Annotated in this window: 10 protein-coding genes; 5 read left to right on the top strand and 5 right to left on the bottom strand. The window is 72.4% G+C overall.

Annotated features, from left to right (window positions below; translation table 11 throughout):
- Nucleotides 1-165: 165 nt before the first annotated feature.
- Both ACFYOH_RS19370 and ACFYOH_RS19365 read left to right on the top strand, forming a co-directional pair.
- A complete protein-coding gene (locus ACFYOH_RS19370; RefSeq protein ID WP_388627017.1) occupies nucleotides 166-2214 on the top strand; it encodes a phosphocholine-specific phospholipase C in 2049 nt (682 codons plus the stop codon).
- Nucleotides 2215-2280: 66 nt separating this feature from the next.
- Entirely contained in the window at nucleotides 2281-3129 is an 849-nt protein-coding gene (locus ACFYOH_RS19365; RefSeq protein ID WP_388627015.1) for a phospholipid scramblase-related protein, read from the top strand.
- A 342-nt stretch (nucleotides 3130-3471) separates the two neighbouring features.
- Here ACFYOH_RS19365 and ACFYOH_RS19360 read toward each other — a convergent pair whose 3' ends face one another.
- Nucleotides 3472-4434, bottom strand: coding sequence for an SDR family NAD(P)-dependent oxidoreductase (locus tag ACFYOH_RS19360; protein ID WP_388627013.1), 963 nt, complete (start codon nucleotides 4432-4434; stop codon nucleotides 3472-3474).
- Nucleotides 4435-4584: 150 nt separating this feature from the next.
- Between ACFYOH_RS19360 and ACFYOH_RS19355 the strand changes: the two genes are divergently transcribed.
- Nucleotides 4585-4920, top strand: a complete 336-nt coding sequence (locus ACFYOH_RS19355) for a hypothetical protein (protein WP_388627011.1) — start codon at nucleotides 4585-4587, stop codon at nucleotides 4918-4920.
- A gap of 19 nt (nucleotides 4921-4939) precedes the next feature.
- Here the strand turns inward: ACFYOH_RS19355 and ACFYOH_RS19350 are convergent, their stop codons facing one another.
- Nucleotides 4940-5887, bottom strand: a complete 948-nt coding sequence (locus tag ACFYOH_RS19350; RefSeq protein ID WP_388627009.1) for a hypothetical protein — start codon at nucleotides 5885-5887, stop codon at nucleotides 4940-4942.
- A complete protein-coding gene (locus ACFYOH_RS19345; protein WP_388627007.1) occupies nucleotides 5884-6687 on the bottom strand; it encodes a phosphatase PAP2 family protein in 804 nt (267 codons plus the stop codon). The genes ACFYOH_RS19350 and ACFYOH_RS19345 overlap by 4 nt, the downstream gene beginning before the upstream one ends.
- A 241-nt stretch (nucleotides 6688-6928) precedes the next feature.
- Between ACFYOH_RS19345 and ACFYOH_RS19340 the strand changes: the two genes are divergently transcribed.
- A complete protein-coding gene (locus tag ACFYOH_RS19340; protein WP_388627006.1) occupies nucleotides 6929-7555 on the top strand; it encodes a TetR/AcrR family transcriptional regulator C-terminal ligand-binding domain-containing protein in 627 nt (208 codons plus the stop codon).
- Nucleotides 7556-7705: 150 nt separating this feature from the next.
- Here the strand turns inward: ACFYOH_RS19340 and ACFYOH_RS19335 are convergent, their stop codons facing one another.
- A complete protein-coding gene (locus tag ACFYOH_RS19335; RefSeq protein ID WP_388627005.1) occupies nucleotides 7706-8767 on the bottom strand; it encodes a DUF2510 domain-containing protein in 1062 nt (353 codons plus the stop codon).
- 593 nt (nucleotides 8768-9360) lie between these two features.
- On the opposite strand from ACFYOH_RS19335, the gene ACFYOH_RS19330 reads away from it, so the two are divergent.
- Entirely contained in the window at nucleotides 9361-12045 is a 2685-nt protein-coding gene (locus ACFYOH_RS19330; protein WP_388627003.1) for an ATP-binding protein, read from the top strand.
- Between the two features lie 16 nt (nucleotides 12046-12061).
- On the opposite strand, the gene ACFYOH_RS19325 is transcribed toward ACFYOH_RS19330, so the two are convergent.
- On the bottom strand, nucleotides 12062-12853 hold the full coding sequence (locus tag ACFYOH_RS19325; RefSeq protein WP_388627002.1) for an SDR family NAD(P)-dependent oxidoreductase: 792 nt from the start codon (nucleotides 12851-12853) through the stop codon (nucleotides 12062-12064).
- Nucleotides 12854-12888 lie beyond the last annotated feature (35 nt).

Below are 12888 nucleotides of genomic sequence, written 5' to 3'. Positions count from 1 at the left end.
CGGAAGCCCGCGTGCGAACGATTGCCGCACCACACGGACCACCGAGTTTCACATGGGCGCCACCAGACCCTTCCCTGACGTTTGTCGCTCTTGGAACACTCGCTGCGCGCAGATTCCGTCATTTGGGCGGATCACGTACGTCAGGACGAGAGGACCCGCAGACCCATGCCCGAAGTCAATCGGCGCCGATTCCTCCAACTCGCGGGCGCCACCACGGCGTTCACCGCACTGTCCAGCAGCATCCAGCGTGCCGCCGCGCTGCCCGCGAACCATCGCACCGGAACGGTACGGGACGTCGAGCACATCGTCGTCCTCATGCAGGAGAACCGATCCTTCGACCACTACTTCGGCACGCTCCGAGGCGTCCGCGGCTTCGGTGACCCCCGCTCCGTCACGCAGAACGGCCGCTCGGTCTGGAAGCAGTCGGACGGCACCAAGGACATCCTGCCCTTCCACCCGGACGCCGACGACCTGGGCCTCGCGTTCATCCAGGACCTGCCGCACGGCTGGCAGGACACCCACGCCGCCTTCAACGGGGGCAAGTACGACAAGTGGGTGCCGGCCAAGGGCACCACGACCATGGCGCACCTGACCCGCGAGGACATACCGTTCCACTACGCCCTCGCGGACGCCTTCACCATCTGTGACGCCTACCACTGCTCGTTCATGGGCTCGACCGACCCGAACCGCTACTACATGTGGAGCGGTTACGTCGGCAACGACGGCCAGGGCGGCGGCCCGGTCCTCGGCAACGACGAGAAGGGTTACGGCTGGACGACGTACCCCGAGCGCCTGGAGAAGGCCGGGGTCTCCTGGAAGATCTACCAGGACGTCGGCGACGGCCTCGACGCGAACGGCGGCTGGGGCTGGATCGACGACGCCTACCGCGGCAACTACGGCGACAACGCCCTGCTCTACTTCAACCAGTACCGCGACGCCAAGCCCGGCGACCCGCTGTACGACAAGGCCCGCACCGGCACCGACGCACGCAAGGGCGAGGGCTTCTTCGACCAGCTGAAGGCCGACGTCAAGGCCGGCAAGCTGCCACAGGTCTCCTGGATCGTCGCCCCTGAGGCCTTCACCGAGCACCCCAACTGGCCCGCCAACTACGGCGCCTGGTACGTCTCCCAGGTCCTGGACGCGCTCACCTCCAACCCCGAAGTCTGGGGCAGGACCGCGCTGTTCATCACCTACGACGAGAACGACGGCTTCTTCGACCACGTCATCCCGCCGTACCCGCCGGCCTCCGGCGCCCAGGGCAAGTCGACCGTGGACGCCACCCCCGACCTGTACAAGGGCGACGCGAGCCATGTCGCCGGCCCCTACGGGCTGGGCCAGCGCGTCCCGATGCTGGTCGTCTCTCCGTGGAGCAAGGGCGGCTACGTCTGCTCCGAGACCTTCGACCACACCTCGATCATCCGGTTCATCGAACGCCGCTTCGGCGTGCAGGAGCCGAACATCTCCCCGTGGCGCCGCGCCGTCGTCGGCGACCTGACGGCCGCCTTCGACTTCTCCCGCAAGGACACCAAGCCGGTCGCGCTGCCGTCCACGGCCGCGTACGAGCCGCCGGACCACAACCGGCACCCCGACTACGTGCCGAAGCCGCCCGCCCACCCCGCCCTGCCCAAGCAGGAGCGCGGCAGCCGGCCCACCCGCCCGCTGAAGTACGCCCCGGTGGTGGACGGTTCCGCGGACACCGCGGCCGGCACCCTCACCCTCACGTTCGCCTCGGGGGCGCACGCGGGCGCCGCCTTCCTGGTGACCTCCGGCAACCGCACCGACGGCCCCTGGACCTACACCACCACGGCCGGCAAGTCCCTGACCGACACCTGGAACTCGGCCTACTCCGGCGGTCTGCACGACCTCGCCGTGCACGGCCCCAACGGCTTCCTGCGCGTCTTCAAGGGCAAGGGCAAGGCCGCGGGACCGGAGGCGACCGCGCGGCACAAGGGCGACGACCTGGAACTCACCTTCACCAACAAGGGCTCCGGCACGGTGAAGCTGAAGGTCGTGAGCGGTTACGGCGGCGCCCCGGCGACGGTGACCGTACGGCCCGGCGCGACCGTCAGGCACATCGTGGACCTCACGGCGAGCAAGCGCTGGTACGACGTGACGGTGACCTGTGACGCCGACCCGGCCTTCCTGCGCGGCTTCGCCGGCCACGTCGAGAACGGCCACCCCGGCGTCAGCGACCCGGCGATCGCCTCGGAGTGAACGGGCGATGAAGACCGCTCCGTGCGGACTGGTCAGGTACCGGTCACATCGGGGTAGTGTGCCCCGGTGACCACGCAATCGAACACTCCGGCAGGCTGGTACCCGGATCCGCACGGAGCGCCCCAGACGCTCCGCTACTGGGACGGCGCGCAGTGGACCCAGCACACCAACCCGGCGGGGCAGCCCGCCGGTCAGGTTCCGCAGCAGCAGGCCGGTCCCCAGCAGTACGGCGCCCCGCAGGCGCAGGGCGTCGACGCCAAGGTGCAGCGTCAGGTGCAGCAGCAGGCCGGGGTCGCGGCCGGCGGCCCCGGCGGCGGCACCCTCTTCACCGAGCCCGTCCTGGTGGTGAACCAGAAGGCCAAGCTGATCGAGGTGACCAACGAGTACAAGGTCATGGATCAGAACGGCCGGGACATCGGCTCGGTCACCGAGGTCGGGCAGGGCGTGCTGAAGAAGATCCTGCGCTTCGTCTCCAGCCTCGACCAGTTCATGACCCACAAGCTGGAGATCCGCGACGCCTACGGCCAGCCGCAGTTGCTGCTGACCCGGCCCGCGAAGTTCTTCAAGTCCCGCGTGATCGTGTCGCGTCCGGACGGGTCGCAGGTCGGCGAGATCGTCCAGCAGAACATGATCGGGAAGATCAACTTCGCGATGAACGCGAACGGCCGGCAGGTCGGCGCGATCAAGGCGGAGAACTGGCGGGCGTGGAACTTCGCGATCGTCGACCACGCGGACAACGAGGTCGCCCGGATCACCAAGACCTGGGAGGGCCTCGCCAAGACGCTCTTCACGACCGCGGACAACTACGTCCTGCAGATCCACTACCAGCTGCCCGAGCCGCTGCTGAGCCTCGTGGTGGCGACGGCCCTGACCGTCGACACCGCGCTCAAGCAGGACTCGCGGGGCTGGAACTGAACAGTCCCCGACGGGGGAGCAGGCCGACGGCGGCCGGTGCACGCGGAACGCGTGGCACCGGCCGCCGCTGTATGTCGTGACCGAGCCGCCGTGCGGCACTGAGCGGCACTCGTGGCATACGACGCCGCTCGCCCAGGACGGCGCTTGCGCACGGCGCCGTTCGCCCGGGACAGCGTTCGCTCGGGAGGTGGCTTGCGCACGGCGCCGTTCGCCCGGGACAGCGCGCGCTCAGGGCGCCGTTCGCGCACGACGCGGCTCGCGCACGACGCGGCTTGCTTGCGACGCGGCTTGCCCACGGCGCCGTTCGCTCAGGGCGCCGCTCGCCCAAGGGCGGCCGTACGCCTAGGCCGAGAACGCGTCGACGCCCGTCAGCTGCGCCGACAGCTCCCAGAGCCGAGCCGCCTGCTCCGCGTCGATCGCCCAGTCCTTGACGCCGGCGCGCTCCTCGCCCTCCGGCGCGAGCTCGGCGATGTCGCAGTCCTCCAGATAGACGCCACCGAGCCCGTCCAGCTGTGGCGAGGTCGCCGCCCACACCTGGGTCGCCGCACCCTGCTGCGGGGTCTTGAAGCCCTCGGGGTTGAGCACGTTGCCGTCCTCGTCGATCCAGCCGCGCTCGATCATCTCCTCCTTGGGCAGGTGCCGTTGGAGCGGGGTGATGATGCCGCCGGGGTGCAGGGCGAAGGCGCGGACGCCGGCGTCACGGCCGAGCTTGTCGAGCTGGACGGCGAACAGGACGTTGGCGGTCTTGGCCTGGCCGTACGCCTCCCACTTGTCGTAACCCCGCCGCCAGTGGACGTCGTCCCAGCGGATCCCGGAGAAGTGGTGGCCGCGGGAGGAGACGGAGACGACCCGGGCACCACCCGGTGCGATCGCGGGCCACAGACGGTTGACGAGGGCGAAGTGGCCGAGGTGGTTGGTGGCGAACTGGGCCTCCCAGCCGGGCCCCACCCTGGTCTCCGGGCACGCCATGATCCCGGCGCTGTCGATCACGATGTCGATGGTCCGCCCCGAGGCGAGGAACCGCTCGGCGAAACCGCGCACGCTCTCCAGGTCGCCGAGGTCCAGCTCGTCCAGTTCGACGCCGGGGATGTCGGCCACCGCCTGCTCGGCGGTGACCGGGCGGCGGGCGGGCACGACCACGTGGGCTCCGGCCTTCACGAGCGAGCGGGTGGTCTCCAGGCCGATGCCCGAGTAGCCGCCGGTGACGAGGGCGAGCTTTCCGGTCAGGTCGATGCCCCGCAGGACTTCGTCGGCGGTGCTGGTGGCGCCGAAACCCGATCCGATCTTGTGCTGTGCAGTGCTCATGCCGGGAACGCTACGAGTTCAAGTGCTCTCGAAGTCAAGCGCGACACCGGGCGGCAACCGGGGGGCGGCACGCACGCTGACGAGGGCCGACCCTCTGGGAATCCTCAAGTCTCGTGCCAGGCGGCGGGCATGGCGGTCACGATGATCTACATGGCAGCTCTCACAGGATTCAACAGGAAGCACGACGTCGTGCCGGTCATCCGGGACGCGGACATGGTCGCGGTCGCCCTGCGCCAGGCGCTGGCCGAGGCATCGCCTCAGGAACGCCCGGGTCTGGCACGCGCCGCCGCGCTGGTCGAGGCCGCGGCGGCCGCCACCGAGTCCCAGGTGCGCGCGCGTTGGGTCCGCTCCCGGCTGGCCGCTGTCGGCTTCGCCGGGGACATCGCCTCGGTCGCGGCGGTGAAGGCACTGCGTCAGGCGGAGCCCAGGCTGAGCCTGCTGGCGGCGGTGCACCTGCAGAAGGAGGCGGTGGCCCATCCGGAGTGATCCGGCCGCCCGCGGCGCGTCACAGCGCCGTGAGGTGTCCGGGCTGGTCCGGCTGCCGCGGAATCAGGGCCGGTTCGGTGGTCGCGCTGCCCGGCTCCAGAGCCAGTACCGCGGCCACGGGGTGGTCGTGGTCCCCGGGCACCGGCTCCGGCGTGACCCGGGTGAGCAGGACCACGCCCCAGGACGCCAGGCCCGCTCCGGCGAGGGCCAGCAGGACGCCGGCCGGGCCACCCCGGAGACCCTGGCCGAGCAGGCTGAGGCCGATGACCGCGGCGGCCACCGGGTTGGCGAGGGTCACCACGGCCAGCGGCGCGCCGAGGCCGCCGCGGTAGGCGGTCTGCGACAGCAGCAGCCCGCCGACGGCGAACCCGGCGACGAGCACGGGGACCACGACGACCTCGGTGCTCAGCGCCGGGCCCGTGCGGTCCGTGGCCGCCACGGTGACCGTCTGGGTCAGTGCCGAGGCGACGCCGGAGGCGAAGCCGGACGCCGTCGCGTGCCGGAGGCCGGGCCGGGCGCCGGGCCGGGACAGCATGCCGATCGCGGCGGCGGTCGTACCCGCGACGGCCAGTGCCTCGGTCAACGACAGCACGCGCGCGGGTGCCGGACCGGAGGCGGTGACGAGCAGCGCGGCGAGCCCGAGCAGCGTCAGCGCCGTACCGCGCCATTCCACCGGGCTGACCCGGCGCCCGGCCGCCCGTGCGCCGAGCGGTACGGCCGCGACCAGGGTGAGCGCGCCCAGCGGCTGGACGAGGGTGAGCGGGCCGTACTTGAGGGCGACGACGTGCAATAGGGCGGCCGCCGCGTTCAGACCGACCGCCGACCACCAGGCGCCGGTGCCGAGCAGCCGCAGCAGGCCGGTCGCCGTGGTGCGGGAGGCGAGGCGTTCCTGGGCGACGGCGGCCAGCGCGTAGGCGATCGCGGAGACGAGGGAGAGGGCGACGGAGATCAGGGCGGCGGCGCTCATCGGGGCGCTCCCACCAGGACGGGCTCGCGCGGCGCGAGCCGGCCGGCGCCGCGTCCCGCCGTGCCGGCCGTCCGGTGCGGCGGACGGATCACGGTGAGCGCGAGGCCCAGCATGGCCGTCGCGACGATCGCGTCGAGCCAGTAGTGGTTCGCCGTGCCCACGATCACCAGCAGGGTGATCAGCGGGTGCAGCAGCCACAGCCAGCGCCACCGGGACCGGGTGGCCACGATCAGGCCGATCGCCACCATCAGCGCCCAGCCGAAGTGCAGCGACGGCATCGCCGCGAACTGGTTGGACAGATGGTCGCTGGACGGCGGTCCGTACACGGACGGGCCGTAGCGGCGGGCGGTGTCCACCAGTCCGGTGCTGGTCAGCATCCGCGGCGGTGCCAGCGGGAACGTGAACGGCAGCACCAGCGCGGCCGTGGTGACGACCGCGAGGACCCGGCGGGCCCACACGTAGTGGGCGGGCCGCCTCAGATACAGCCAGACCAGGAAGGCCAGCGTCGCCGGGAAGTGGACGGTGGCGTAGTGGGCGTTCGCCAGGTGGACGAGGGTGTCGCCGTGCAGCAGTGCGGACTGCACGGAGTTCTCGTGGGGGAGGTGCAGCGCCCGCTCCAGGTCCCACACGCGGTGGGCGTTGTGGAAGGCGTTGCCGGTGTGCCCGGTGGCCAGCTGCCGGCCCAGCTTGTAGACGAGGAAGAGCCCTGCGACCAGCAGAAGCTCACGTATGAGTGCCGGGCGCGCGGTCGCGTCCGGCGGCTCCGCTGCTGCCTCTGCAGGCTCGGTTCGGGCATTCATCCCCCGGCCCCTTCGCTGACGGTGGTGCGTGTGGTGGTGCGGGCGAGCACCGACCCCGGGGCGGAGCTCATCGATACGTCATCGTACCGATACGTCAGTGTACCGATACGGCTGAGTACCGGTACACTTGCGTATCGGTTGATCTGCGACACACTGGAGACAGCCTCGGGAGCCCGGCTTGAGCGGTGCTTCAGCGGGCGTGCAGGAATGACCGCAGTACACGAGTGAGGGGAAACACCGCATGACGTCGCAGGCCGCGGAGGGACCGGAGACGGTCGTCGCCTCGCGCCGCTCCAAGATCACGGCCGAGCGTGAGCGGGAGTTCTTCGACGCCGTGCTGGACCAGATCCGCGAATGCGGTTACGAGTCCGTCACCATGGAGGGCGTCGCCGCCAGCACCCGGTGCAGCAAGTCCACGCTCTACCGGCAGTGGAAGACCAAGCCCCAGTTCGTCGCCGCCGCGCTGCGTGCCAACCGCCAGGTGCGGTTCACCGGCATCGACACCGGATCGCTCGCCGAGGACCTGCGCCAGGCGGCGCGGGCCGCCGGGGACTGGTCCGGCAAGGACACCAGACTGCTGCAGGCGCTCGGGCACGCGGTCACGGCGGACCACGAACTGGCCCAGGCGCTGCGCGAGGCGCTGGTGTATCCCGAGATCGCCGCGCTGCAGGAGATGCTCGCCCGCGGCGTGGCCCGGGGCGAGGTGCGCGCGGACCATCCCGCGCTGGAGTACATCCCCGCCATGATGTTCGGCGTCCTGCGCGTCCGGCCGGTGCTCAGCGGTCAGTACGCCGACAGCGACTATCTCGTCCGGTTCGTGGAGGCCACCGTGCTGCCCGCGCTCGGACTGACGCAAGAACCGACCTGAGACCCAGGCCGCCGTTCACGGGATGACTGAACGGTGACCTGACCGCGCCGCACCGTGGGGACGGGGGCGGCGCGCACCCCCGGCCGGGTGGGGCTCCTCTTGAGCGGAGGGGAGCCCCACCCGGCCGCATCATGTCCCGGCCACCGTCGGTCAGACGTCCTGGCCGTTCCCGCCGCCGGACGACACCTTGATCCCCTTGAGGATGTCGTCGATGACCGAGGTCTTCTGCCCGACGTCGATGCCGAAGCGCACCACCACGATCTGCTTGGCGTCGTCGGGCGAGGGGAAGGCGACCGACTCCACATAGCCGTCGGCGCCCTTGCTGGTGACCGCCTTCCAGCGCACCATGTACCCCTTCTGCCCGGCCACCGTCACCGCCCCGGAGCCCAGCACCTGGTGTGAGGTGATGCTGCCGTAGGTGGTGCCGCCGTACGACTCCTTGGCATTGGCCGCGATGTCCGCCTCGGCGACCTTCTCGGCCGTGTCGCCCTTGATGCCCAGCGCCTGGGCCGGAGCCGAGTAGGCGCCGCCCGAGGTGCAGGTCTGGGTGGAGTTGCCCGGGCACTTGTAGGAGTCGTCGGAGGTCACCTGCGCACCGACGCTGATCGTCTGCCCGGTCCAGCCCTCGGGCACCGGCAGGCTGATGCCGTTGACCGGGTCCGGCACCGTGCCGCCGCCCTTGACCTTGGGCGCCTCGGACTGGCCCGGCGACGGCGAGGTCCCGCCGGGACCGCCGGAGCCCCCCGTGCCCCCGGAGCCGCCCTGGCCGCCGAAGCCGCCGCCCGGCCCGCCCTGTCCGCCGTCCTGTCCGCCCGCCGCGCCCTGCCGCGACCCGGCGTGGTCGGAGCTTGCGCCGCCGGGGTCCTTGGTGAGGGCCCACACGCCGACGGCGATGCTCGCCAGGACCGCGGTCGCCACCACGACGGCTATACCCGTTCGCACACCCCGCCGGGGGCCGGCCGGCGGCGCGGCGGGGTAGACCGGATACGCCGGATACGCGGCCTGAGCGCCATAGGCGGGGGGAGCCGCGGGAGCGGCCGGCTGGGGGCCGCCGGCCGGCGGCGGCTGCGTCGGGGGACCCCACGTGGCGGCCGTCCCGGCGGGGCGGGTCTGGTCCGTCCAGGCCTTGCCGTCCCACCAGCGCTCGGTGGGCGGACCGTCGTTCGTCTGCCCGGGGTCGGGGTACCACCCGGGGGGAGTCACCTGCGTCATGACCCCACCGTATGAGGCGACAGTGAAAGTGTGATGAGAGGATCCGCCGCCAATCGGCCGGACCGGACATTTCGCCACCGGGATTTTTCCCACAGCCCTGTTCTGACTCTCCGTCATCGACGTCCGCGCGCTCGGACGCCGAGCGTCGTGATCGCTTGCGGCGGGGGCCTGAGCAGCTCTGCCGCCGTGAAAGGGGCGTACGCCTTCGCGGTCCGCGGCCTGTCACCGTCCACGGCCTGCTGGGCACGGATCCGCGCAATGCGGGCTCCGTCGCGCCGACGGACCGCACCGCGTCCGCGACCGTCAGGGCCGTCCGGGCCGTCAGCAGGGTGAGCGTCGCCGACGCGTCCTCGGGGCGGACGCCGTCGCGGCAGCGCGAGCGGAAACGGCGACCAGTGGCAACTGGCCTCGTGCCGACCATGGTTGACGCCTCGTCCGCTGCTGACCGGCCCTTCGGGCCGGGTGTGCGTCGCCCGCCCGCGCCCGCTTTCACCCGTCGGGGCAAGAGCTGCCCCGACCGGCCACCACACCTCCCAGCGGAGGGCTACGCTCAGGTTCTGTACGTCATTCGGGCGACCTGGGGAGGTAACGGGATGACGGAGGAACGGCCGCCGACGGCCGCCTCGGCTTCCCTGTGGGAGCGGGACGCGGAGATCGCCACCGTCGCACAGGCACTCGACCTCCTGTGCGCCGACCAGTTGTCCGCGGGCAGTCTGCTGGTCTTCCGCGGCGAGGCGGGATTCGGCAAGACCGCGCTGCTGGCCGAGGCACGCCGCATCGCCGAACGCCGCGGCTGCGCCGTGTGGTCCGCGCGCGGCGCGGAGACCCTGAAGTCCGTCCCGTTCAACGTGGTACGGCAGCTCCTGCAGCCGGCCCTGCTGTCGTTACTGCCCGAGGAGGCCCGCGAGTACCTCGGCGACTGGTACGACATCGCCGGACCCGCCCTCGGCATAGCGGACCCGCAGGAGGGCAGCGCCGACCCGCAGTACGTGTGCGACGGACTCGTCGCCGCGGTGCGCCGGCTCGCCCGCCGCGAGTGGCCGCTGGTGCTGCTGATCGACGACGCGCACTGGGCCGACCAGGAGACCCTGCGCTGGCTCGCCGCGTTCTCCGAGCGCCTCGACGACCTCTCCGTCCTCGTCGTGGTCGCCCGCCGCCCCGGCGAGGTCAGCGGCGACGGCGCCCGCCACCTCGACGCGGTGGCCGCCGCCGCGGCCCGCCCCGTCAACAACCTCAGCGCCCTCACGCCCGACGCGGCGGCGGGGCTCACCCGTGCCACCCTCGGCCGCCACGCGGACGACGCGTTCTGCCGCGAGGTCTGGGCCGTCACCGCGGGCAACCCCTACGAGACCACCGAACTCCTCGCCAGGGTGCAGGACAGCGAACTGCAGCCGGTCGAGGCCCGGGCCGGTGAACTGCGCGCCCTCAACCGCGCCGCCCGCGGCGGCGGACTGGTCGACCGGCTCAAGGGGCTCGGCCTGGAGGCCACCCAGTTCGCCTGGGCGGCCGCCATCCTCGGTACCGGTATCACCGTCGACATGGTCGCCCGCCTCGCCACCATGGACGAGACCGTCGCCCGGCACTGCGCCCGACTGCTCTGCACCGCCCGCATCCTCACCGAACCCGACCCCATGGCCGGCGCCGAACGCGAGGAGGGCGAGCTGGAGTTCGTCCACCCGCTCATCGCCAGCGCCGTCTACAACTCCATCCCGTCCGGGGTGTGCACCGCCATGCACGGCGTCGCCGCCCAGATCATCACCCAGCTGGGACGCGGCGCCGCCCAGGCCGCCCGGCACCTGCTGAAGGTGCACCCGGACGGCGACGAGGAACTCGTCGAGCAACTGCGCGAGGCCGCCCGCGAACACCTCGCCGTCGGCGCGCCCGACGCGGCCCGCACCTGCCTCGAACGCGCCCTGCGGGAGCCGCCGCTCCCCGAGGTCCACGCCCACGTCCTGTACGAACTGGGTTGCGCCAGCCTGCTCACGGCACCCGCCGTCACCATCGACCACCTCCAGTTCGCCCTCGGCCTGCCCGGCCTCGACGGCGAGCGGCGGGTCGACGCGGTGGTCCGGCTCTCCCAGGCGCTGATCCACAACGACCAGCTGGAGGAGGCCGTCCGCACGGTCGAGGCCGAGGCCGCCCGGCACGAACCCGGCCCCGTGCGGATGCGGCTGCAGGCCGTGCAGTTCATGTGGGAGGGCATCCACGGCGAGACCGTCTCCCCGGCCCGCTCCCGGCGCCTCGCGGAACTCGCGAGCACCTGCACCGGACGCGACAACGCCGAACGCGCCCTGCTCATCCTGCGCGGCTTCGACGCCATGACCCACGGCGAGAGCGCCGACGAGGTGCTCCGACTGTGCGACCGCGCCCTCGTCAACGGCCGCCTCGCCCCCGGCCTCGGCTGGACCGACCCCGAGTGGGGCATCGAGCTGCTGATGATGCTCGGCAGCGCGTACGCCTACTCCGACCGGCTCGACCGCGCCGAGAGCCTCTTCGCCGAGGCCCTGCGCGTCTACACGAGTGCCGGCTGGCGCGGCGGCCATCTCTCCCTCGCCAACGCCTTCCTCGGGCTCGCCTACCGCAGGCAGGGCCGGCTGCGCGATGCCGAGTCCACCCTGCGCGAGGCGCTGGTCCTCGCCGAGCGCGTCGGCCGCCGCCTGCCGCTGTACTGGTCGGCGACCTGCGGACTGGTCGACACCCTGCTCGCCCGCGGCCGCGTCGACGAGGCCTGGTCGATCGCCGAACAGTACGGCTTCGCGCCGCCTTACCCCTCCACGATCGTGCTGCCCGACATCCGCTGCGTGCGCGGCCGGCTGCTGCTGGCCGTCGGCCGTACCGAGGAGGGCGTCCACGAGCTGGAGGCCGCCGAGAAGATCGCCGCCTCGCGCGGCGGCCACAACCCGGTCCTCTCGCCCTGGTCCATCGACCTCGCCAAGGCCCTCGCCGACCGGAACCCGGCACGCGCCGCACAGCTCGCCGCCGACGCCCGCCGGCAGGCCGAACGCTTCGGCACGGACACCGCCATCGGCGAGGCCCTGCGCTGCGCCGCCGCCCTGGAGACCGGCGGGCGCGCGGTCCAGCTCGCCGCCCAGGCCGTCACCTACCTGGAGGCCTCGCCCTGCCAGTACGAACACGCGGCGGCCCGCGTCGAGTACGGCATCGCCGCCCGCTCCGTCGCCGAACTGGGCCGGGGCCTGGACCTCGCCCGGGCCTGCGGTGCCGATGGGCTGGCTGCCCAGGCGAGGGCGGCGCTGGCGTCGGGACAGGGGCTGCGCTAGCGCCCCGCGGCGGACCTCACATCGTGAGCAGCTGCTCCGTGACCGCCGCCAGACGCTTGCGTACCTCCGGGTCGTACGTCTCCTCGTGCGCCCGGGCCCGCCGGGTGCCGTCGAAGTAGCCGCCGCTGCCCAACTCCTCGGTGGCCAGGGCCAGTACACCGGGTGCGCCGTCGGCGACCGAGTGCCACGGGGCGATGGCGCTCTCGCGGACCATCGCCGTGTCCATGAAGGTGGCGGGGTGCAGGACGTTCACCGACACCCCGCTGTCCCCGAGTTCCTCCGCGAGCGTGAAGGTGTGCGCGGCGAGGGCGAACTTGCTGCGGCAGTACGCCGACATCCCGCTGTAGCCGCGGCTGAGTTCCGGGTCGGTGAAATCGAGGGGCTCCTGGCCGGCCGAGCCGACGTTCACGATCCGGGCCGGCGCGTTGTTCCGCAGGACCGGCAGCAGGGACCGGGTGAGGACGACCGGCGCGAGATAGTTCACGGCGAGCCGCAGCTCGTGCCCGTCGGCGCTCAGCTCCCGCCCGGAGCCGGGCGTACCGCCGCCCACCCCCGCGTTGTTGATCAGCACATCGAGGTCGGGATGCGCCTCGGCGACCCGTGCGCCCAGCTCGCGGACCTCGGCGAGGCGGGCCAGGTCGGCGACGAAGCCCTCCGCATCGCCCTCGGTGCGCAGCTCCGCGACCAGCCGCTCGGTGCGGTCCCGGTCCCGGCCGTGGGCGAGGACGACATGGCCGGACCGCACCAGTTCGAAGGCCACGTAGCGGCCGAGTCCGGAGGTGGCGCCGGTGATCAGAATGGTGGACATGCTGCCACCCTAGGCACGGCCGGGCGCCGCGAGGG

The organism is Streptomyces sp. NPDC007856, from assembly GCF_042868225.1.
Taxonomy (GTDB): Bacteria; Actinomycetota; Actinomycetes; order Streptomycetales; family Streptomycetaceae; genus Streptomyces.
This window is presented reverse-complemented; position numbering and strand designations above follow the sequence as displayed.